General features: G+C 71.9%; 12 protein-coding genes. 3 read left to right on the top strand and 9 right to left on the bottom strand.

Annotation, left to right across the window (positions count from 1 at the left end):
- Nucleotides 1-28 precede the first annotated feature (28 nt).
- The 5 genes from HEP81_RS00725 to HEP81_RS00705 are packed head-to-tail and all read right to left on the bottom strand — an operon-like array spanning nucleotide 29 to nucleotide 6,981.
- Entirely contained in the window at nucleotides 29-3,142 is a 3,114-nt protein-coding gene (locus tag HEP81_RS00725) for an amino acid adenylation domain-containing protein (RefSeq protein ID WP_051850631.1), read from the bottom strand.
- Between the two features lie 52 nt (nucleotides 3,143-3,194).
- Nucleotides 3,195-4,151: a zinc-dependent alcohol dehydrogenase family protein gene (locus HEP81_RS00720; protein WP_157854638.1), complete on the bottom strand. Its 957-nt coding sequence runs from the start codon at nucleotides 4,149-4,151 to the stop codon at nucleotides 3,195-3,197.
- A 56-nt stretch (nucleotides 4,152-4,207) separates the two neighbouring features.
- Entirely contained in the window at nucleotides 4,208-4,954 is a 747-nt protein-coding gene (locus tag HEP81_RS00715) for a HisA/HisF-related TIM barrel protein (protein WP_157854640.1), read from the bottom strand.
- A 54-nt stretch (nucleotides 4,955-5,008) separates the two neighbouring features.
- Entirely contained in the window at nucleotides 5,009-6,271 is a 1,263-nt protein-coding gene (locus HEP81_RS00710; protein ID WP_157854642.1) for an NAD(P)-binding protein, read from the bottom strand.
- Nucleotides 6,272-6,276: 5 nt separating this feature from the next.
- Nucleotides 6,277-6,981, bottom strand: coding sequence for a hypothetical protein (locus HEP81_RS00705; RefSeq protein WP_157854644.1), 705 nt, complete (start codon nucleotides 6,979-6,981; stop codon nucleotides 6,277-6,279).
- Nucleotides 6,982-7,411: 430 nt separating this feature from the next.
- Between HEP81_RS00705 and HEP81_RS00700 the strand changes: the two genes are divergently transcribed.
- Together HEP81_RS00700 and HEP81_RS00695 are read left to right on the top strand one after the other, a co-directional pair.
- Entirely contained in the window at nucleotides 7,412-7,786 is a 375-nt protein-coding gene (locus tag HEP81_RS00700) for a helix-turn-helix domain-containing protein (RefSeq protein WP_078967726.1), read from the top strand.
- 242 nt (nucleotides 7,787-8,028) lie between these two features.
- The gene (locus HEP81_RS00695; RefSeq protein ID WP_037662896.1) at nucleotides 8,029-8,772 is read left to right on the top strand and encodes a GNAT family N-acetyltransferase; all 744 of its coding nucleotides are present in this window, start codon (nucleotides 8,029-8,031) and stop codon (nucleotides 8,770-8,772) included.
- Here HEP81_RS00695 and HEP81_RS42280 read toward each other — a convergent pair.
- Nucleotides 8,711-9,178 (bottom strand): pentapeptide repeat-containing protein, encoded by a 468-nt coding sequence (locus HEP81_RS42280; RefSeq protein ID WP_338058768.1) that lies wholly within the window; start codon nucleotides 9,176-9,178, stop codon nucleotides 8,711-8,713. The genes HEP81_RS00695 and HEP81_RS42280 overlap by 62 nt on opposite strands.
- 185 nt (nucleotides 9,179-9,363) lie before the next feature.
- Here HEP81_RS42280 and HEP81_RS42075 point away from each other — a divergent pair, with 185 nt between their 5' ends.
- Complete coding sequence (locus HEP81_RS42075; protein ID WP_274599474.1) at nucleotides 9,364-9,495, top strand: hypothetical protein; 132 nt, start codon at nucleotides 9,364-9,366, stop codon at nucleotides 9,493-9,495.
- Between the two features lie 504 nt (nucleotides 9,496-9,999).
- On the opposite strand, the gene HEP81_RS00685 is transcribed toward HEP81_RS42075, so the two are convergent.
- From HEP81_RS00685 to HEP81_RS00675, 3 genes are read right to left on the bottom strand one after another with little or no spacing between them, the layout of a single operon-like run.
- Nucleotides 10,000-17,484 (bottom strand): non-ribosomal peptide synthetase, encoded by a 7,485-nt coding sequence (locus tag HEP81_RS00685; RefSeq protein WP_037662897.1) that lies wholly within the window; start codon nucleotides 17,482-17,484, stop codon nucleotides 10,000-10,002.
- Nucleotides 17,481-20,897 carry a type I polyketide synthase gene (locus tag HEP81_RS00680; protein WP_037662899.1) on the bottom strand — a complete coding sequence of 1,139 codons (3,417 nt, stop codon included), beginning with the start codon at nucleotides 20,895-20,897 and terminating at the stop codon, nucleotides 17,481-17,483. The genes HEP81_RS00685 and HEP81_RS00680 overlap by 4 nt, the downstream gene beginning before the upstream one ends.
- Nucleotides 20,894-22,174, bottom strand: a complete 1,281-nt coding sequence (locus HEP81_RS00675; RefSeq protein WP_051850635.1) for an MFS transporter — start codon at nucleotides 22,172-22,174, stop codon at nucleotides 20,894-20,896. The genes HEP81_RS00680 and HEP81_RS00675 overlap by 4 nt, the downstream gene beginning before the upstream one ends.
- Nucleotides 22,175-22,637 lie beyond the last annotated feature (463 nt).

Raw genomic sequence — 22,637 nt, 5'->3', positions numbered from 1 at the left:
CCGTCGCCGGTTCGGGTGGGTGTACGCCTCAGGCGACGACGTCGGTGGTTTCCGGTGGCGGTAGGTACCCGCTCTCCCGGAGACGTCGGAGGTAGAGGTCGATCAGCCGGGCGTCCACCGGCGGGCAGGCCAGCCCGGTGTCCGTCGACACACGGCCGGTGTTGTCGCGGCCGAGCCGGGGAAACGTGCTCGTGAAGTACGGCTGCTCGGGGGCGAGGCCCGTGCCGGACGCGGACTCGACGAGCAGGGGGAGGTACGGCGTCATCGGGTGCCGGGGGTCCGTATCGATCGCCCGGACGACCCCGGAGACCCAGTCCCGGTATGTGACCGTGCGCACCCGGTAGGACATGGCACGCAGACGGTCCACGAGCAGGGACAGGCGTGCCGGGTCGGGATTGGTGAGGTGGTAGACGCGGCCGTCGGGATGCTGGTGGGTGACCACCCGGGTGATCACGTCCGCCGTGTGGTCCACGGGGACGAGGTCGAGCGGCAACGGCACGTCGGGGGCCTCGCCGCCTTGCGCGATCGTGCGGAACAGCGCGCACATCAGGGTGTCGGCGTTCCACACCCCCCGGTCACTGGTGCCCGTGACCTCGCATGGGCGGATGATCGACGCGGGAAGCCCCTGACGCGCGGCTTCCGCCACCAGCTTCTCGGCGACGCACTTGGTTTGCGCGTAACCGCCTGGCAGCCGGTCGGGATGGGCGAGCGGCGTGCGCTCCGTCGCGTGTCGGACGCCCGCGAGGCCAAGGCCGGCGAGCACATCGACGGTGGAGATGTGGTGCAGAGGTTTGAGCCGGTGCGTGGCGGCCAGTTCGATGACCGTACGTGTGCCGCCGACGTTGTCAGGAGCCAACGCTTCGTAGGGGTAGGCGAAGTTGACCCGTGCGCCGCAGTGCACGATGAGATCGGTGTCTTGTGCCAGCCGCTCCCAGGCGGCGCGGTCGAGCCCGAACCGCTCGGTGGACAGGTCGCCGGGGACCACCGTGACCCGGCCGCCCAGGATGTGCGGGTCCAGGCCGTAGCGTCGCATCCGGGCAGCCATGCGCGCGGCGCCGTGCGCTTTGTCCCGGGTGCGGACGAGGCAGTACAGGTGTTCCGCACCGGCCCGCAGGAGCCGATCGACGAGATGGACGCCAAGGAAGCCGGTGCAACCGGTGACGAACGCCCGTCCGGGGTTTCCGGCTTGGGGCAGGGGCCCGGTGAAGGGCATCGCCCGGTGCAGTCGCGCTTCCGCGTGGAAGTCCGGCTTGGTGTGTGATGCCCGCGCCGTCCCCTGCTCGGCGAGATGCCGCGCCCGCTCCGTGAAAGCCCCGAGGGTCGGATTGTTCAGCAGCTCGCGGACGAGGGCACTGCTGTTGGCCGGGGCGATGCCGAAGTGGCGGCGGGTGGCCGCGGCGACGTGTGTCGCCGTCAGCGAGGTGCCGCCCAAAGCGAAGAAGTCGTCCTCCCGGCCAAGGGTTTCCCTGTCCAGCGCCTCGCACCAGATCCGCTCGACGGTCCTCTCGTCCGCGCGTGCCGGCGCTCCGCCCCCGCATCCACCGGCCGCCGGCTGCGTGAGCCGGGCCATGAGGCGGGCGTGATCCGCCTTGCCGCTCGTCGTCAGCGGCAGGTCCGGGACGCAGACCAGCCTGCTGGGCACCATGTGGGCCGGCAGGCGGCCCCGGACGTGGTCGTGCAGACGCGCGGCCAGGACGGTGCCGTCAATGCCCGGCTGGCCTACCACGACCGCGCCCAAGTGCTGCCCCGGTCCTTCGCCCAGCATGTCGACAGCGGCCTCCCGGACGTCTGGATGGCCGCACAGCACAGCCTCGACCTCGTCCAGCTCGATCCGGAAGCCCCGCAGCTTCACCTGCCTGTCCGTGCGCCCCAGGAACTGCAGCACGCCGTCGTCCCGCCGGCGCACGATGTCGCCCGTCCGGTAGAGGCGGCCGCGCGGATCGTCACCGAAACGGTCGGGGACGAAGCGCTCCGCGGTCCGTTCCGGGTCGTTGAGGTAGCCGATCGCCACGCCGTCCCCGCCCACCCACAGCTCCCCCTCCTCCCCGGCCTCGGCCAGGCTGCCGTCGCGTCGGACCACGTGGACGGTGGTGGCGGGTACCGGCCTGCCGATAGGTACGAGCTCCGCCTGCTCGGACAGGTCGCGAACCGTGTACGAGGTGCTGATGACGCCGTTCTCCGTCGGCCCGTAGCCGTTGACCATGGCGCCCGGCGCGCCGTGGGCCAGTACGGCGCGGACTGCGCCGGGGCTGACCGAGTCGCCGCCTACCATCAGACAGCGCAGTCCGGAGAACATGTGGGGCGCGGATCCGGCGTGAACGTGGAACAGCCCGGCAGCCAGCCACAGGGTGGTGATGCCCTGATCGCGCAGGCACTGCGCCAGCGCCTCCGTGTCGAGCAGGACGTCGGGTTCCGGCAGCACCAGGCACGCTCCGTTGAGCAAGGTGCAGAAGATCTCGTAGCAGGAGACGTCGAACGTCGGGCTGGCCGTGGCGAGCAGGCGGTCGCCAGGCCCGGGAACCGCCGGATGGTCGGCGGTCACGAAGCGGACCAGTCCCCGGTGGTGGCACAGCACGCCCTTGGGCACACCGGTCGAGCCGGAGGTGTAGATGAGGTACGCGGCGTCTGTCGCCAGCCGTCCCGTGGTGCGGCACGGTTCCGTCCGGGCCGCCCATGTCCCTTCCAGCTCGTGGGTGGTGACACGGACGAGCGGGAGGGACGAAGGGACAGCGGCGCCGGGCAGGGTCACCAGACATTTCGCAGCGGCGTCCCGGATCATCGCGGCGAGCCGTCTGCCGGGGGTGCCGGGGTCGAGGGGCAGGTGGACGGCGCCTGCCTCCAGGACGGCGAGCGTGGTCACCACCGACTGCGGGGAGCGGTTCAGGAGCACGGCGACGACGTCACCGTTGCCCACGCCGCGGGCCCGTAACCGTTCGGCGGCGCGGAGCACCCTGTCGTGGAGTTCCCGAAACGTCCAGCGGCCGCCGCTCCACACCAGCGCCTCGCTGTCGGGGGACTGCCGTACCCGCTGGGTGAACAAGTCCGGGAGCAGGACGTCGCGGGGGTAGCCGGTACGGGTGTCGTCGTATGCGCGGACGTGCCCGGGGGTGCGGCAGTCCGGGGTGGGCGCCGTCGACGGCATGCGTGCGTCCTTTCGTGAGAGGTCCGGTCGGCGCGTGCGGGAGCGGTCGTGATCAGCCAGTGAGCACGACCTTTCCGCCGCGTCCGGGCCGCATCGTGCGTTCGAGTGCGGACTGGAAGTCCGCGAGGTCACGGCGCTCCGCGACATCGAGGCCGGGCAGGCCACGCACGACGGCTTCCTGGACTTGCCGGGTGAGGGTGCTCAGCTCGCGCTCGCCCAGACGCTCCATACGGGCGGGCAACCAGAAAGCGCTGATGCTCACCTGTCGGAAGACCAGGTCGTCGGGACGCACCAGGAGGGGGTGACCGGACAGCATGCCGTAGGAGACGAACCGCCCGGCGGGACGCAGGCACCGTAGCCCCGCGGTGCCGAGAGCCCCACCGACCGCGTCCAGCACCGCGTCCACTCGGCCGTGTTCCAGGGCGCCGCGCACCGCCCCGGGGAGAGCGTCGGCGGAGCCGACCGTCAGGGGCCGCGTACCCGGGCGGGTCAGCGCGCGTGCTTGCTCGCGGTGCCTGACCACGGGCAAGCACCGGACACCGCGCTCGCTCGCCAGGCGGATCACCATTCGGCTCACCGCGGAGGCACCCGCGGTGAGGAGCAGCGTGTCGCCGGGGCCGAGGGCGATGTCACGCACGAGCAGGTGGGCGGTGAAGGGGTTCACGGTGAGCTGGCAGGCGGCCTCGGCGGAAACGCCGCGTGAGACCGGGATCACCGAGGTGCCGGGTACGCAGACGTGCTCCTGCCAGGTCCCCGTGGCGGAGACCGCCACGAGGGTGCCTGGTACAGGGCCGCTCGTACCGGGGCCCAGAGCGTCCACGATGCCTGCGCCCTCGAACCCGGCGACAGCCCAGCCGCTCTCCTGGCCGCCACCGTTCGGTCGCAGGGTGAAGCGTGCGTCGCGACCGTAGGATCCCTGGACGAACAGGAGGTCCGAGGGGTTGACCGGGCGGGCGGAGAGCCGTACCCGCACCTCACCCGGCCCCGGTTCGGGCCGTGGAAGGTCCAACAGGCGGAGCACATGGGAAGGTTCGCCGTATTCGCGAAAAGCCAAGGCCCGCACGATCAGCCCGCTTCCCCGTGGAGGCGTCGGCACAGTTCCTCGCTCAGCGAACCGATCGTCTCCCGGCCGCTGTGGACGACCTTGTTGACGAGTACGTGGGCGGCGTCGCCGCCGCACAGCGCGTCGGCCAGTTGCCCCGCGGAGCCCGCGCCGCCGGAGGCGATGACCGGGAGTTGGGACACGCGGGCGGTGGCGCGAGTCAGATCCAGGTCGTAACCGATGCCCGTGCCCTCACGGTCCACGTTGTTGGCGAGCAGCGCGCGCAGACGCAGCTCGCCGAACCGACGGGCCACCGTGAGCGCGTCCGCGGCTGTGCGGGTGGCGCCGCCGTGGACGAGCACCCGCCATCCCCGCTGCCGGTCCCCGGAGCAGTTCACGACGCCGACGAACCGTCGTCCCCCGAGCAGGCGGACCGCGTCCGCCACCCGGTCGGGCTCCTCGACCATACTGGTACTGACCGAGAGCGCGTCCGCGCCCGCGGACAGTAAGTCCTCACACTCCGCAGGCGACGGCAAGACTCCGTGCTGCACGGAGACGAGCAGTTCCAGACCGGTCTTGTGCAACTCGCGCAGGAGGTCCGGCAGGTAGCCGACGGCAGCGCAGGGGTCGACGACATCCAGGAACAACTGGCCGGCCCCGTCGTGCGCGTAGCCGACGGCGATGCCTACGACGTCGAGGGGATCGGCGAGACCGGGGATTCCGGACGGGTCGGTCGCCACGCCGTCGCGCACGTCGATGCAAGGGATCACCTGCCGGGCCACCTGAGCCCGGGAATACGTGGTACTGCTGCCATGCCGCATCAGTCATCCGCCTTCCAGGTAGTCGCGCAGCCTCCGCGGCCGTGCGCCGCGGGGCGCGAGGTGAAGTGCCACGGCCAGAGCCGATCTCATGGCCGCTTCCTGCGTTTCCACCGGGGTCGTGCAATGTCCGAGAAAGAGCAGGCGCTGCCCGGCTTCGATCTCGCCCAGCCGCTGCCGCGCCCGGCAGGCCGCCGGGGTGGGAAGAGTCGTCCGGAACGAGGAGCGGGCGAGTTCCTCGCGCGGCCGCCCGCTGCGGTGATCGACCTGACTGACGAACAGGTCGACACCCAGCGAGGGGCCATACCAGGTCGTCGTCTGACTCCGGTGCTCGTCCACGGTCGTGTTGCCGGCGGACCACAGGTGCCGGTCCTCGGGCATCCCGTACGGGTCGCGGTGCAGGACGTAGGTCACTTTCCGGTACGCGACGGAGTTCAGCGCGGCTTGCCAGGCACTCGTGCCTGCCAGACCGGAGAGTGCGGTCAGGGCACGGTCCGCCGGAAGGGCCAGGGCCACCGCGTCCACCGGGTGAACGGCCCCGGCTCCGTCCACGAGTTCGAAGCCCGTCCCTGCTTGGCGCACCGCCAGCAGGCCGGTGCCCAGTCGTATCCTGACCGAAGGGGAGCCCGCAGCGAGTCCGTGGACGAGGGACGTGGCCCCGAAACGCAGGTACGTCGTCCGGGGAACCGCGTCCGGTGGGGTGAGGGTCGCCCCTACCGCCCGCGCGGACAGGCTCCGTACCTCGTCCAGTGTGCAGCCGTGGAGCGAAGCCGGCAGTGCGCACAGGAGGTGCTCCACCGAGGACGATGGCAGCGACCAGGAGTTCAGGACCTCGTCGAGCGTGAGGTCCCAGGACATCCCCTCCGCCTCCCACCGCGCGGATTCCTCGGCGAAGCGGGCCATGGCCCGGTACGCCGGGCCGCCGGCCGTGACCGGCCGCACCGTGTCGGTGGGGCCTGCGGCGGAGACCCACAGGGCTGAGCGCTCGCGCTCGCGGAACACCACGCGAGAGGACGTGGTCTCCACCAGATCCCCCGCAGGAATACCCACTGACGCCGCCATGTGCCGCCAGAGCGGAGACGACTCTACGGGTGTCTCCCTGACACCGAGGTCGACGACACAGGTACCGCCTCGTACGGTCGTCTGGACGGACTCCGCGTTCCCGCCGAGCCTTGGCCGTTCTTCGAGCAGCAGCACCTCGTGGCTCTCGCCAAGTAACCAGGCCAGCGTCAGACCCGCGATCCCGCCGCCCGCTATTCCTACGCGCACGGCAGTCACCCCTGCCGACTTCGTGGGCCTGCGGCGACCGCGGACGGTGCTCGGCGCGCACCGGCGGCGAACAGCCAGAAGCCGTCGAGGCCGGCCAGCAGCATGTCGGCGACAGAAGTGGCGCGGTCAGGTGACTCACCCTTGCGGACGCCGTCCTCTACGACGGCGGCGGCAAGGTCGAGCAGCTCCGTGGGTGTCGGCAGGCTGTAGTGGTCACGGAATGCCTCGGGCACCTCGATGTCATTGTCGGTCAGCGTCCGCAGGAGTTCCCGGGACTCCCGTGCGTAGGCCGCGAAGTCAGAACGCAGTGCCAGCGCGGCCTCGACGGGTCCGGCGTGCAGGCACATCCAGGAAACCGCCCTGGGGAAGGCGAACGCGTTGGCGTCCTTTGACGGGTCGAGAGCGGAGGAGGGTGACGAGTCCAGAGCCCTCGCGCATCGGTCGAGGCTCGGCTTGAGCGAGCGCAGGGCAGCGTTCAGCCCGGTGAAGAGATCAGCAGCCGGTCCACTCGGGAACCGGGCAAGAAGTACCGCATAGGCCACTGTCTCGGTTTCCAGGCACAGTTGGTCGGCCTGCACCATGCGGCGAAGATCCTGTCGGCCTACCCGGCCGTCACGTGCTGAGCGCAGCAATGCGTTGTCACGCTGCCTGATGATCTGCTCCTGTTCGAAGAGTAACCGTGCTGCAGCAGATGCGGGACCGGTATCCATGAATTCCCTCGTCAGTGATTTTCCTTCTTTGTTCGATGCAGCCGCGAGTGCCCGCGCCTCGTACCCGGAAACAGTGAAGCATTAGGTACCTTCGATACGGCACCAGGTCCTTTGGTCGCTTATTCACCCGTGCCGTCGTAAAGGCTCGGCAATCCCGCTTATAATGAGCCACAGACCGGCACGTACGAAGGAGTGCCATCGGGTGGTTCCAGGTGCCACAGGGGCGCTGGCGCACCGGTGGTGTGGGCGGCCTGACGAAGAGGCAGAGACGTGGCGCGGAGGTGGACGTCCACTGGGCAACCAACGCTGACCGGATCGTGGGTTCCCCGTTACGCGAACCAGGGAATAACGGCTCTGTCTGTCCCGCATATCGGCGTCAATGCCGCTGACCCGTGTGTGAGCAACAGACTCATCCCTCGGGGGCGACGTCATGCCTGACGAAGAAGAACTCTGCTGCCAGGAAATCGCGTGCAGTCTCCGGGCGCTGGTCCGGGATGTCAATGAAATCGTTCGTTTGTTACAGATCCTGGTTCAGGAGCGTCAGCCGGGCTCCGACTCGTCCGTCCCTGAATCCCTGTTGCCCGACAACAGGATCGAATCCCTGACGGACCGCGAGAATGAGGTTTTCCATCTACTGGTGACCGGAATGTCGAACCGTCAGATAGGTCGCACACTCGGTATTGCGGAGCGCACGGTGAAGAACAATCTGCACTCCGTATACCGCAAGTTCGGTGTTACGGGTCGGGCCGAGGCGATCGCCCAGTACTTCGGCGCCCCCGTCGGGCATCCCAGGTCGAGCGGCTGAGACCGTGCCCTATGTGATTGAAGCCCGTCCCACAAGGCCGCGAACCAGGCCGCCTCCGCCTCGGCGTCAAGGTCAGGGCGGAAGAGTCCCTGGTCTGGAACGCGCGGACCTGAGCTGCGACCGTGTCGAGCACACAGGTGTACCGGTCCGTGAAGTATCCGTGGGCGGGGTGGTCGGTCGAGGTCGCCTCGCACGCGACCTCGGCCCCGACGACAAGGCGGCGGTCGGCATCCTCACCGGCTGTGCCGAGGTCGAACGACCTCCATGTTCATCCCGCGGAGCGCCGCAGGGGCGTTGGCTCCCGGCTCCTCGACACCGCCGTGGCCACCGCCCGGGGCAACGCCCGACGCCGCGTTGTCGCACAGGCAAAAGCCGGATCGCCCGGCGACCACTTCCTGGCAGCGCGCGGTTTCCGGAAAGTCCTCGCCCTGAGGTACACCCGCTTGCCGCTGGCCGACGTGGACACCGCCATCCTCACCGAGATCATCGAGCGTCCGCATCCCGGCTACCGGCTGACGTCATGGCAGGGAACCGTCCCCGACGACCTCGCCCAGACGTTCGCCGCCTCACGCCGCGCCATGGACGACATGCCCACGGACGACAGCGACTGGGGCATTGTGACCTGGGACGTGGACCGCGTGCGGGCCGCGGCGAAGGCCGTCGAACAGCGCGGCGACCACCTGCACACCGTCGTCGCCATCGACACCTCCAACGGTTCAATCGCCGGGTTCACCGAACTCGTCGTCCCCGGCAACGGCGCAGGTGACGGCCAGCACTACGGCACCGCTGTGCTGCCCGAGCATCGTGGTCACGGCCTCGGCCGGTGGATGAAGGCCGAGTCGATCCGACAGGCCAGTAGGGGCTACCCGGAGCTCGGCGGCCTCCTGACCGACACCGCCGACAGCAACACGCACATGAGAGAGATCAACGACGGTCTCGGCTACACACCCACCCACACGGCACACCAGCATCAGCTCGACCTCTAGCAGAGAGCGGACGGGCCCGGCAGGGGCACCACCCCGCCGGCCTGTCCGCGCTCTCGATACACGCCCTACTGACACCCGGACGCCGACCGCATCGAGCGGCACCTCCTGGACGACGGCGCAGACCCGGACACGGCACGACGCGCGACCGTGCCCGGGCAGCCGATCGAGGAGATCGAGGCGCGAAAGCAGGCCCCGCTGCTCGCACGGCGGCCTGGAACACTGATTCAGACAGATCCAGCGTCCCTGTGCAGACCAACGGCCCCACCCCTGTGGCGCGTTCGAACTCGGCATTGAAAAACCTCGCGTCGCCGCGGAACTCCGCACCACCGAACCAGGCGCCGCCTGTGAACCCCACCTCGCGGAACGAAGCATCGCTGCTGAACGTCGCCCCGCCGAAATCGGCGATGCCACCGATCTCTCCGCGCCACGGAATCAGGCATCGCCGTCGAACTTCGGCCCTTCGAGCACGGCGTCACCGCTGAACGTCGCCTGCTCGAAGTTTGCTTGGCCAAAGCGGGGACGGCCCGTAGCGGGGTCTGTGAGCGCGGTCAGCCGTTCGTTCGACAGCTCGTCGGTGAAGAGAGTGCCGCGGTGGTCGATGTCGGCAGCAGGCAGCTGTACCAGAGCGGCCAGGCAGGCGGTGTGATCAGCCTCCTCCAGGTGGGCCAGGCACGCCGTGTGAAGGGGGACGTGGACGCCGCGCCAGCCGATCGGATCATCTGAGGTGGCTCCGTGGTCGTAGTAGGGCCAATCCGGTGAAGTCGTGGTCGGTGGTGCGGGCGTTGAGGGCGTCGACTACCAGAGACGGTCCGGGACCACCATCCAGTTTCACCGTGGCTCGTCGCCTGTGCGGCGTCCTTCACGGTGGGCCGCCTCCGGGAGGGTGGCGCGGTAGCCGCCGTCAGCGGTCACCACGGTGGTTCCGACGGGGGAACAGCGGCACGAGCCGACACCCCGTCAGGTCGGTGCGCCATAAGCCGAAACCGGCAGGGGCAGTGCTCGCTGCTCTGGACTGAACGCCCCCGCTTTGCGGTGCCACGTATCTCCCTGTAGACGCCGAGATGAAGAGGCGCGACCCGGCGTACAACAGGCGCTGGCGGCGAGCCCCGTGTCGCGGGATGGCTACGGCCCAGGGTCTGGGCAGACGACACCGAGGCAGCCGTCGTGCCGCAGGGGGGTGAGTTCCGCGAAAGGAACTCACCCCCGTGGCCGGCACCCCGGGCGGCGTCAGCCGTCCAGCGCCTCCCGCACCGACTTCCGCAGGACCCCGAGGTACCGGCCGGTCCAGGACTCGACCGTCTCCCGGTCCCACAGATCCGCGGAGTACTCCACGGCACCCTCCAGCACATCCCCTGCGGGGGTGAGGACGACGATGAACTCCGAACGTGCCGCGGCCGGTGCCAGGTCCTCGACAGAAGTGGTGACCCCGGGGAGGGACAATCCGGTGTCCAGCGAACTCTGGTAGGCGAACCCGAGGGGCAGCATCGCCGGCATCTCCGCCCCCGTGCGTTCGCGCATCGCGGGCGCGATGCGTCGGGCCGGCAAGGCGTGGTCCATGCCCCGCAGCGCTGTGAGGGACACCCGGTCCACCAGGTGGGCGAAGGGACCAGCGGCCGCGTCCCTCACCCGCAGGGTGAACCCGGTGACCGTGCAGGCCACCAGCGCCTCGTCGGCACTGCTCTCCCGGTTGGCGTAGGAGATGTTCAGCAGGACGTCGGCCGCGCCGGCCTCCCCGGCGATCGTGCGGCCGAGGGCGGCCGCCGTCACCGCGAACGGGGTGGTGCCGCGCCGCGCGGCCAGCCGCTGCACGTCGGCCCGCACCTCGGCCGGCACCGTGAACGTCACCACGCCACCCCGCCCGCTCAGGGTCTCGGGGCGTCGCCGGTCCGGTGGCACGGTCGCCGAGAAGTCCGCCCCGTCCAGCTCCCGCAGCCAGTACTCGAGCCGGCGCCCGAAGGTGGCGGCGTCCCGTTCGGCCTCGCGGTGGGCGTGTTCGATCTGCTGGGGCGCCGACGGCAGCCCGTGGTCCGTGCCGTCCAGGAAGGCCCGGTAGAGCACGGCGAGTTCGCGCAGCAGCAGACTCACCGCCCACCCGTCGCAGGCGCAGTGGTGCAGCACCAGCAGCAGGGTCCGCTCCTGTTCCCCGGCGCGCAGCAGCCTGCCGGACAGCACCTCCCCGGTAGAGGGGTCCAGCGGTGTCTCGGCGGCCCGCTCGGCCGCCCGGCGCAGTGCGGCCTCGCGGTCCGGACCGGACAGGCCGGTCAGGTCCTCCACCGGGAAGTCCACCGGGCGAGGGGCGAGCACCTCCTGCCGCCAGGCGCCTTCGCCGTCGCGCACCAGCCGCGTGCGCAGCGCCTCGTGACGCTCCACCAGCCCGTCCAGGGCGCGGCGCAGAGCGTCCTCGTCGAGAGGTCCCCGCAAGGTGACGCGCAGACCGACGTTGAACACCTGGGGCCGGTCGTGGACGGCGTGCAGTTCGGCGAACCGGGCCTGCGTCTCGGTGGCCGGGCCCTCGCGCAGGGCGGGGGCGGCACCACTCCCGGTGAGGCGGGCCGCCATCGCGCCGAGGGTGGGCTCCTGGTAGAAGAGGACCATCGGGTAGTCGTCGCCCCACTCCTCGCGGACCCGGTTGACCAGCCGCATGGCGCTGAGCGAGTGGCCGCCGAGGTCGAAGAAATGCGCGTCGGCACCGAGCTGTTCGGGTGCGAGGCCGAACTCCTGGGCCCACAACTCCCACAGCCGCCGCTCGACCTGGCCGCGTCTGTCCGTGCCGGGCGTCCGTCCGCTCTCCATGATGCCGCGCTCGCCGTGGTCCCCGGTCGTTCCGTGCTCGGTGGGGTGCACCGGCTCGGTGGCCTTCGCGACCACCGCGGGGCGCGCGGATCCGGCGGGGCTCGCGGGCCGGGCGGCAGGGGTGACCAGGTCGGGCGCGGGAAGGGCGTCGCGGTCCAGCTTGCCGGTCCCGGTCAGCGGGAGCACCGGGACGATCCGCCAGGCGCGCGGAACCAGATGGTCCGGCAGACGTGCGGCCAGCTCCGCTGCCAGACGCCCGGCGAACGCCTCCCGCTGCGGGCGGTCGTCGCCGAGCGCGCGGTCGGGTTCCACGTACGCGGCGAGATACGCCTCACCGTTCTCCCGCCGCAGCCCGAGGACCACGGCGCGGGCCACACCGGTCAGCTCGTTCAGCGCGCGGGCAGCCTCCTCCGGCTCGACCCGGAAACCGCGGATCTTGACCTGGTCGTCGCGGCGCCCCACGAACTCCAGCCGCCCCAGGGGCGTCCATCGCACCAGGTCACCCGTGCGGTAGAAGCGGTCGGCCGCCCTGTCCCCGCCGACGGGGTCGGCCGTGAAGCGCTCGGCCGTGAGATCGGGAAGCCCGCGATAGCCGAGTGCCAGCCCCGGTCCGCCCACCAACAGCTCACCGACCGCGCCGACCGGGACCGGCTTGTCCGCCTCGTCCACCACCCGCAGGCGCACGTTGTCGGCCGGCCGACCGATCGGGACGGGGCCCTCGCCGTCCGGGGCGACCGTGTCGGTGGTGCACAGCACGGTCGTCTCGGTGGGCCCGTAGATGTTCACGGTCTCGTAGGGCGCTTCCCGGCGCGGCCTGGTGCGCAGTGCCTCGCCCCCCAGCATGAGGACCCGCAGTGGCGGCTGGTCCCCGGCGGGCAGGCGCAGCACCTGCTCGCCGAGTGCGGTGGGGAGGAAGGCGACGGTGACACGGTGGGCGGCGTACCAGCGCGCCAGGTCGCGCGGGTCGCGACGGACCGCGTCGTCGGCCACGGCGACGGACGCCCCGGCCGTCAGCGCGGGCCACAGTTCGAGCAGCGAGCCGTCGAAACTCTGGCTGGAGACCAGCGCAGAGCGGTCGCTCTCCCGGAGGCCGAACCGCCGGTGGTGCCACTGGCAGAGGTCGACGAGGCCCCGGTGGGTCAGTACCACCCCCTTGGGCACGCCGGTACTGCCAGAGGTGTACAGGACGCAGCAGGGGGAGGCGCCGTCCCGGGTCCCCGGGACGCCGGACACGGTGGCGCCGGCCGGTCCCGTGGGGCTCGCGTCGGGCGGTACGACGGCGACCGTGGCGGGCAGACCGAGTTCGGCCGCGGCCTCCGGCAGGCACACCACCGCCCGGGCCCCGCACTCGGCGATCACCTGGGCCGCCCGCGCCGCGCCCAGGGACGGGTCGAGCGGCACGTAGGCGCGGCCTGTCCTCAGCACGGCCAGGGCGGCGACGACCAGGTCCGCGGAACGCGGCAGCCGGACGGCGACCACCGCCGCCGGGTCGTCCGCGAGGGGGCCCTGCTCCCGGAGCGCGGCAGCGAGACGGCTCGCGCGCTCGTCCAGCTCGCCGTACGTCAGCACCGAGCCGCGGTCGAGGACCGCCGGCGCGTCGGGCCGTTCGCCGGCCCGGCGTGCCACCCAGGCGTCGAGGGTGGTGGCGTCCACCGGACGCTCCGCCCCGTGCTCCCAGCTCTCCGGTACCGGGTCGCCTTCCGCCGCCGTCCGGAGCGCCGCGGAGAGCGGGGTGTCCGGGGCGTCGGCCGCCGCGGTGAGCAGAGCGTCGAGGACCCCGAAGAAGCCGTCGACGGTCTCCGGGTCGAAGAGATCGCTGTTGTACTCGAGGTGGCAGCGGATGCCCTGCGGCTGGTCGGTGAAGTAGACGGTGAGGTCGGTCAGCGCTTTGTCGGGGCCGGCGTCCAGCGGGGTGGCCGCGATACCGGGGAGATCGAAGCGGAAGGGCTCGGTCGGCTGGAATTCGGCGAGCACCTGGAACACCGGGGTACGGTCGGTCCGGCGTTCTGGGGACAGTTCCCGCACCACCGTCTCGAAGGGGACCCCCGCGTGGTCGTAGGCGTCGAGGGCCACGGACCGGACCCGCCGCAGCAGCGTGCGGAAGGACGGGTCGCCGGAGAGGTCGAAACGCAGGGCGAGGGTGTTGACGAAGAACCCGATCAGCCCCTTCGCACGCTCCGGCCGGTCCGAGACGGGTGTGCCCACGACGATGTCCTCCTGGCCGGTGACCCGGTGCAGCATCGCGGCGTACCCCGCGAGGAGCGTCATGAACAGGGTGCTCCGGTTGGCGCGGCTCAGTTCCCGCAGCCTTCGGGACAGTCCGGCGTCCAGGGTCCGGAAGACGGCGCGGCCGTTGGAGGTCATCACCGGCGGGCGCGGACGGTCCGCGGGCAGGTCCAGCACCGGCAGCGGACCGCCCAGGACGCTCCGCCAGTGAGTGAGGTCGGCGGCGGCCGAGCGGCCGTCCCCGGCAGCCCGCCGCTCGGCCGCGTGTTCGGCGTAACTCCAGGTCAAGGGTGCGAGTTCGACTTCCGTGCGGTCACGAGCGGCCCGGTACAGGGCGGAGAGATCGCCGCTGAGCACGGCCGCCGAGGCCGCGTCCACCACCAGGTGGTGGAAGGAGAGGACCAGGACGTGCCGGTCCGGGCCGGTGCGCACCAGGCGGGTGACGAACAGCGGGCCCTCGGCGAGGTCGTGGCGGCGTGCGCTCTCCTCCGCCAGGACGCGCGCGACGGCGGCGTCGCCGTCGTTCCCGCCGTCCACGACCGCGAAGTCCGGCTCGCCCGCCGCGCGGACCACCTGACGGGGTTCGCCGCCGGACTCGCGGAAGACGGTGCGCAGGCTCGCGTGCCGGGCGACGAGCGTGCGCAGCGCCTCGTGCAGGGCCACGGTGTCGAGAGGGCCGTCGAGGCGGACGGCCTTCACCTCGTTGTAGGCGGTGCGGCCGGGCAGCAGGTTCTCGTGGAACCAGATGCGTTCCTGACCCGGGGACAGGGGTGCCTCGGTCTCCGCGGCCCGCTGCCGGGTGCGGCGCCGAAGGGCGTCGAGGTGCGGCAGCCCGGACCGCAGCAGGGCGGGCGGGACGCCGAAGTCGACAAGCGCCACGATCTCGTCGGCGCCCGCCGCGGCGACCGCGTCCACCACGGGCTGCACGCCCTCCACGGTGCCGATCAGCGATCTCTGGTCGCAGTAGCGCCCGTAGGCCTGCCGGAAGAGGGCGTCGAGGTCGGCGTCGCTGAAGGTGGAGAGGTCGACCTGGTGCCCGAGGCTGTTGGTCACCCCGTTGAAGAGGGCCAAGGACGCCCGCATGTAACGGGCCATCGGCTCGAACGCCTCGGCGCGGGTGGTGTCGTGACACTCCCCGAGGTAGGTGTGGAGAAGGACCGCGACCCGCCCGGCGTCGGGGTCGAGGCCGTGCCGCGCGCGGGCGTCGCGGTAGCGGGCGATGTTCTCCGCGAGCTGCTCGACGCTCTGGGTCATCAGGTTGGTGACGATGCCGAGGTCGTGGCGGGCCGCCTGCTCGTAGGAGGCCGGGTTGCCGACCACGGCGGTGTACATGGGCGGGGCGTCCTGCACCGGACGGGGGAAGAGCCGGACCTCGCGATCACCGTCTCCGGTGGCACGCAGCAGGGGCTCGCCGCGCCAGAACCGGCGCACCTCCTCCAGTTGCCGGAACATCTCCTCCTTGTGGCGGCCGAACCGCTCGGGGAAGAAGACGAAGTCGTTGGCGTTCCACCCGCTCGCCACGCCGAGGCCGACGCGGCCGCCGGAGAGGTTGTCGACCATCGACCATTCCTCGGCGACCCGGATCGGGTCGTGCAGCGGCAGCACCACGGAGCCGGCGTTGAGGCGGACCCGCCGCGTCTCGCGGGACAGGGCCGCGGCGAGCACGGCGGGGTTCGGGAACAGCCCGCCGAAGGAGTTGAAGTGGCGTTCGGGCATCCACAGCGCGTGGAAGCCGTGCTTGTCCGCGAACCGGGCGGCCTCCAGCAGCAGTTCGTAGCGCCCCGCGCGGTCGCCGTCGGGGGGCTGGGGGTAGTCGCCGAAGAAGTAGAGGCTGAAGTCCGGTGTGTGACGGCGGACTTGGCGTTGGCACGCGGGTGCGGACGCCGTCTCCGCCTCGGTTCCCGAGCCGGGGCGCGGCGCGGCCACGGCCGGGACTGGTGCGGCCGGGACGGAGGCGGCGGCCGAGACGGGCTCGGCGGCCGGGGGAGGCGCGGAGGGCGAGACACGGCGGGGGGCCGGCGGCTGGGCGGGTACCGGGGCGGGGGCGGGCGCGACGGCGGGCGGCGTGGCGGAGCCTCGGTGGGCCGTCGGCGCGGTGGAGGCGGAGTCGAGCACCGGCACGGTGGCGCGGGGAGCCTGCCCGGAGGCGGCGGGGCGGCGGGTGGGGAAGAAGCCCGCCGCTCTCAGCTCGCGCAGGGAGCCGCGGACCGCGTCGGCGACGAAGGCCACGTCCTCGTCCGTATGGGCCGTGGACAGGAAGAAATTGCGCCATTCCCAGACGTACACCCCGCGCAGCAGCAGGTGCTGGTATAGCAACTCCATGTCCGCGTGATGCTCGAAGCGGAACTGTGAGCCGAACCACCGTACCCGCAGCGGGAACTCCTCCTCCTCGAAGAAGGAGTTGAGCCCCGTGCCGAGGGCGGCGGTCCGGGCGTTGAGCCGTTCCTGGAGAGTGGGGCTGTGCTCCTTGAGATGCCCCAGGACGGCCCGCGCGGCGGTCATCGAGACGGGGTGCTGGAGGTAGGTGCCGCCGAAGAAGGTGGTGTCGGACGGCGGTGTGCTGTCGTCGCCGTAGGCCCAGTAGCCGCCGTCGACACCGTCCAGGATGTCCGCGCGGCCCGCGATGGCGCCGATCGGGAAGCCGCCCCCGATCAGCTTGCCGTAGGTCGCCAGGTCGGGGACGACTCCGTAGAGCTCCTGCGCGCCGCGCGCCGCGGGCCGGAATCCGGTGAGCATCTCGTCGAAGAGCAGCACGATCCCGTGCCGCCGGGTCAGTTCCCGTAGCCGGCGGACGAACTCCACCGGTTGCAGGGCCGGGTGGCGGCTCTGCACCGGTTCGACCACGACCGCGGCGATCCGCGAGGCATCCCGCTCGATCGCCTCCAGCGCCTCCTCGCTGCCGTAGGTGAGCACGGTGAGGTCCGCCACGGCGCTCTGCGGAATGCCCCGGGAGACGGGGACGGCGCCGCCGCCGGACGGGCGGCCCAGCACATTGTCGGCGTGCCCGTGGTAGGCGCCCTGGAAGGTGACGATGCGATCCCGGCCGGTGGCGGCGCGGGCCAGCCGGATGGCGGCGGCGTTGGCCTCCGTACCGGAGTTGGCGAAGGCGACCCGCTCCATCCCGGTCAGTCCGGCCAGCAGTTCCGCCGCCTCGCCGGTCTCGGTGCTGCGGGGCCCGAGCCGGATGCCGCGTGCCAGGTGCTCGCGGACCGCCTCGCGGACGAAGTCGGGTTCGTGGCCGAAGAGCAGGACGCCGAAGCCCATGGTGATGTCGACGTAGGAGTTGCCGTCGACGTCCTCCAGCCGTGATCCGCTCGCATTGCTGCCCGCCAGGGGGTACAGCATCTCCTTGGTGGCCCGGCGAAAGCCGACGACCGCGCGGCTGTCCGCCAGGACGCGCCGGTGGCGGGCGGCGATGCTCTTGGACGTGGGGGTCTTCGCCGTGAAGCGACGGACCAGGTCGTCCAGATGGGCGCGCTGCGACGGGGGCGAGGCGTCCCGCACCATGCCGGAACCGGGGGCGACGGTCACCCGGGGGCCGTGCACCTCGGCGGCGGGCGAGGCGGACGGCGCCTCGGAGGCGGGGGGCGCGGACGCGGGTGTGCCCAGTCGGCCGGCGATGTGCCCCGCCAGGTCGGTCATGGCCGCCAGGTCGCGGTCCAGGGAGGCGGTCAGTTCGTCGAGATCGCTCACCGGGCCACCTCGGTCGGCCGGCCCGTCACCGCGGCGGCCTGAAGCGCGAGCAACTGCGAGAGCTGGGACATCATCTGCAGCTGTATCTGCGACAACTGCGCGACACGGCGGGCGAGTTCCTCCAGCTCACCGCGGGTCACGAAGTCTCCGGCGGCCGGGGCGGGGACGACGCCCTGCGCGACCGGACGGGCGGCCGCAGCTGTGGCCGCGGTGACGGGAGCCGGTGCCGCGACGGGCGGGGCGGGCACGAAGGGAGCGGAGGCGGCGGCCGGGGCGGGAGCGGGCGGGGCGGAGGAGACCGGGGTGGGAGTGGGTGGCGCGGAGGAGGCCGGGGCGGGAGCGGGTGGCGCGTACGAGGCCGGGGAGTCCGTCGGGGCGGGGCCCTCCGCCGGCGCCGGCCCCGCCGCGGCCGTCAGCGCCCCCGCCGGGACACGCTCGGCGATGAGCCGGGCCAGCAGTCGCGGCGTGCCCGTCTCCTCGAACAGTTCCCGCATGGTGACCTTGACCTCGAACTCCTTCTCCAACTCGCGCAGCACGTTGATCATCTGTAGCGAGTCGGCCCCGAGGTCGAAGAAGGGCGTGTCGCCTGCCACCGCGGAGGGGTCCTCACCGAAATTCCGGGAGGTCGACTCCACGATGGCGCCGAGTATCTGCTCCACCAGCGCCTCACGCTGTACCTGCTCCGCTGCCACGGCGGGTTCCTTTCCTGTGGTCGTCGCGTCCTGCGGGGCCCCGGGCCGGGGCCCCGTCCAGTGGTTCCGGTGCTGGAACCGGTAGCCGGGCAGGGGGATCCTCCGTCCGCCGCAGCCGTCGAGGAACAGCTCCCAGCGGACGTCCGCACCCGCGCAGTGCAGTTCCGTCGCCGCGCCCCACAGCGCGCCCAGGCCGTCGCCCCGGCGCAGTGACGGGGCCGTGCGCACGTCCGGCAGGGCGCGCCGGGCCAGGGAGCTGAGTGTGGTGTGCGGTCCGATCTCCAGCAGGATGTCCGGCGACCGCTCGCCGACGACGCGCAACGCCTCGTCGAAGCGCACCGGTTCCCTGGTGTGCCGCACCTGATGGTCCGTGTCGGGGACCCAGCCGGCGGGACGGGCGATGCCGTCGAGCGCGCTGACGAACGTCAGACGCGTCGGCGTGAACGGCACCTCCTCCAGCACGGCCCGGAACGCCTCCAGCATCGGCCGCATATGCTCGGTGTGGAAGGCACGGTCCACCGGTAGCCGCTCGTGCGGCGTGCCCTGCGCCTCCAGCAGCGAGCACAAACGTTCCACCGCGGCGACGGGCCCGGCGAGCACCTGTGCCCGCGCGCCGTTGGTCACGGCCAGCTCCGCTCCCGGAACCGACGCGGTGAGGGCGGCCGCGCCGGGGCGGTCGAGCGCCGCCGCCACCATCGCGCCGGGCGGACACAACCGCCGCATCAGCCGGCCGCGAGCGGTGACCAGCCTCAGGCCGTCGGCGAGTGGCAGCGCCCCCGCCGCGTACAGGGCGGCGTACTCGCCGACACTGTGACCGGTCACCGCGTCGGGTACCACGCCCGCCTCATGCCAGAGCCGCACCAGCGCGCACTGCAGCGCGAAGAGCGCGGGCTGCGCGAGATCGGTCCGCCGCAACGCCTCCCGGACGCCCGCCCCCTCCTCCAGGAGCACCGGCAGCAACGGGTCCCCGGTCTCTTGCCGGTGGGCGCGGTCGCAGACCTCCAGCACCTCCCGCACGACGGGGAACCGGTCGTGGAGGGCGGCCGCCATCCCCGGGTACGGGGAGCCCTGGCCGGTGAACTGGAACACCACCCGAGGCGCGCCCTCGCGTGGCCCCGCCGCGGTCGTGGCGCGCCCGGCCGCCGAAGCGTCCGTGCCCTCCAGCCAGGCGTCCAGCGCCTCGGCCAGCGCGCCGGGCCGGTCGCCCCGCACGGCGGCGCGGTGACGTCCGTGGGTACGGCCCAGCGCGGCGGTGGTCACCAGGTCGGCGATCGGCAGGGCAGGGCGTTCCCGGAGCCGGTCGCGCAGCGCGCGGGCGTTGTCGGCCAGGGCCTCGGCCGAGCTCCCGGACACCAGCAGCACGTCCGGGGCGGCGTGGCGCGCGGTGCGGGGCGTGGGGTCGGGGGGTTCCTCCAGGACCAGGTGCACGTTGGTTCCGCCCACCCCGAGCGAGGTGAGACCCGCACGGCGCGGGGTGGCGCCCTGGCGCCAGGGCGTGGCCTCACGGGGGATGCGGAACGGGCTGCCGTCCAGGGCGAGCAGCGGGTTGGGCTCGCTGAACCCGGCCATCGGAGGGATCACACCGTGCCGCAGCACCAGGAGGGTCTTGACCAGTCCGGCCAGCCCCGCCGCGACGTCGAGGTGCCCGATGTTGGCCTTCACGGCGCCGAGCGCGCAGTAGCCGGTGCGCTCGGTGTCCTCGCGGAAGGCGGCGGTCGCGCCCTCGAACTCGATCGGGTCGCCCTTGAGAGTGCCGGTGCCGTGGGTCTCCAGGTAACCGATGGTCTCCGCGCCGACCCCGGCCCGCGCGAGGGCGTAGCGGATCGCCTCGCGCTGCCCCTCGGCGCTGGGCGCGGTGTACGCCCGCTTCCGGGAGCCGTCGTTGCTGACGCCCCAGCCCCGGACGACCCCGTGGACGGTGTCGCCGTCCGCCAGTGCCCGGTCGAGCCGTTTGAGCACCACGGCCACCACGCCGGTGCCTCCGACGGTGCCGTCCGCAGTGGCGTCGAAGGCCCGTAACCGGCCCGACTTGGAGAGGATCGAACCCTTGACGTAGTGGTAGCCGAGGACCTGCGGCAGGTGGATCGCGGTGGCGCCGGCCAGCGCGATGTCGCAGTCCCCCGACAACAGGGACTGCGCGGCCAGTTGCACGCCGACCAGTGAACTGGAACACCCCGTCTGGACGTTGACGGAAGGGCCGGTCAGGCCCAGCCGGTAGGAGGTCCGGGTGGCGGTGAAGTCGGCGTAGTTGCCGACCATGACCTGCATCCTGGACAGCCAGTCGGTCATCTCCCGGTCGGGAAGCACGTTGTTGAGCAGGTAGTTCTGCATGGAGTACAGGTGGTAGCCGGTACTGGCGAACACGCCGATCCGGGTGCCGCCCCGTTCGCCGGGGTAGCCGGCGTCCTCCAGCGCGTGCTGCGCGCACTCCAGGAACAACCGGTGCTGCGGGTCGGTGAGTTCGGCCTCCCGGGCGCTCATCCCGAAGTGCCGGGCGTCGAACCCCGCGATGTCGTCCAGGATCGCCGAGGCGCCGACGAAGTCGTCGCGCGTGTACAGCTCCGGCGGCACGCCGGCGGCCGCGAGTTCCTCCCGGCCGAAGTGCGTGATGCGGATCTCGCCGTCGCGGACGATCCGCCACAACTGCTCGGGCGTGTCCGCCCCGGGAAGCCGGAAGGCCATGCCGATGACCGCCATGCGGGGGTCGGGGGAACCGCTCATCGGCCGGACCCCTCCGGCGTGGCAGTCCTCGGCAACCGCTCGGATCCGTCCGCCGCGAGTTCCTGCGGGACCGGCCCTCTGCCGCGGACGACCAGCCAGACCAGCAGGGCGAGACAGAGCACGATGGCGACTCCGTGCAGCCAGGCCACCACCGTCAGCGGGGTGAACGACTCCATCAGGGCGCCGCTGACCAGCATGCCCAGGCCGAAGCCGCCGTTCTCGGCCGAGGCCGAGAGCCCGAACAGGCGCCCGCGCTGCTCGTCGGGCGCCGCCTGCAGCCGGGAGACGTACACCACCTCGGTGAACCCGTCGGCGCCCCCGGCGATCAGCGCGACCGCGATGGCCGCGAGGGTGGGCAGCGAGCAGAACACCAGGATGAAGCAGGCCGACATCACACAGGCACCCAGCGCGAAGGCGCGTTCCCCGGGCGTGCGCCCGCAGCGGCGGGTGAGCACCGCCAGCACCTGCTGGGTGACGAGGTTGCCGATCGCCCAGGTCGCCCAGAACTGGCTGACGAAGGTGGCCGGGTGCGCCGGGTTCAGCATGCTGGAGTACACCGGCAGGGCGACGTTGTGCGAGGAGGACCCCAGCCCGTCCACCGCGCGCACGGCGATCATCGCCAGGATCACCGGACCGACCTGCCGGACCAGCAGCCGTGTCCGGCCGCCGGCCGGCTTCGCGCCGCCCTCGGTCCTCTCCTCGCCCACCGAGCCGGGGGCGGCCGCCCTGGTGCGGATCGGGAGCAGGAGGAGGGCGGTCGCCGAGACCGCGAACGTCAGGGCGTCCAGGGTGAACGCGAAGCCGTAGCCGAGTTGGGCGACCACCACACCGGCCGAGGCGAAGCCGGCGATCATGGCGAGCGAGCGGCCGGTGACCAGCAGTCCGTTGGCCCGGGTCCGGTGCTCCGCGCCGACGATCTCCGGCACGCTGCTGCGCAGTGCGACCTGGGACAGGGTCGAGCAGCAGCCGGTGACAAGGGCAAGGCCGTACAGCAGGGTGACTCGGGCGCCGTGCGGAGCCAGCAGGAGCACCACCAGGGCGGCGCCCTGGCAGACGTCGGCGCCGACCATCAGCCGCTTGCGGTCGAACGACGACACCAGGCGTCCGCTCACGAATCCGGAGGCCACTCCGGACACCAGCCGAACGGCCATGAACACCCCGGCCGCCAGGGCGCTGTGCGTCACGTCGTAGACGAACACGTTCAGCGCCACCATGTTCAGATAACTGCCGTAGGCGGATATCGCGTTGCCCGCGACCAGCAGCCGGAAGTACCGCATCCCATTCCCCTCTTCCCGCCGACACGGACCCACGGTCGTGTCCGTCGTCCGCGTGTCGCGCCAACATTTCCCATGCGTCACGCTGTTCACACCCAGCGCACGGGACCGGGTCTGGCTTAAGACCAGGTGGTCAAGGGGCCGGTCGGGGGAGGGGAGCGGCCGGGATTGCACGACAAGGCCGCCGGACCCGGCGAAGCACAGATTGCGAAGACAATTTCCGGCTGCTGGAGTTTTGCCCGCTCGTGCCTGTGAGGTCACTGCTCGGCCCGCGATGGGCGATGCGGTGGCGAATGCTCCGCCGGCGCGACCATCCGCGCGGGTGGGCCGTCACCCATGCCCTCATCCGCATGCGATGTCGCCGATTACCGACGCCCCGGGGCCGTGTCGGGGCCGAGGTGGTGTGATCGCAGCGTGTTCGACAGTTGGCTGGAAAGTGGGGTCGGCGTCTCGATAACGTCCATGA

It is taken from the genome of Streptomyces griseofuscus, assembly GCF_014673495.1.
GTDB lineage: Bacteria > Actinomycetota > Actinomycetes > Streptomycetales > Streptomycetaceae > Streptomyces > Streptomyces murinus.
Note: the sequence above shows the minus strand (reverse complement) of the source record. Positions and strands in the feature narration are given on the sequence as shown.

Excerpts from the sequence above, each read along its gene's own strand:
- HEP81_RS00725 (WP_051850631.1), bottom strand. The coding sequence starts at position 3,142 with ATGCCGTCGACGGCGCCCACCCCGGACTGCCGCACCCCCGGGCACGTC.
- HEP81_RS00705 (WP_157854644.1), bottom strand. The coding sequence starts at position 6,981 with ATGGATACCGGTCCCGCATCTGCTGCAGCACGGTTACTCTTCGAACAG.
- HEP81_RS00700 (WP_078967726.1), top strand. The coding sequence starts at position 7,412 with ATGCCTGACGAAGAAGAACTCTGCTGCCAGGAAATCGCGTGCAGTCTC.
- HEP81_RS00680 (WP_037662899.1), bottom strand. The coding sequence starts at position 20,897 with ATGAGCGGTTCCCCCGACCCCCGCATGGCGGTCATCGGCATGGCCTTC.
- HEP81_RS00675 (WP_051850635.1), bottom strand. The coding sequence starts at position 22,174 with ATGCGGTACTTCCGGCTGCTGGTCGCGGGCAACGCGATATCCGCCTAC.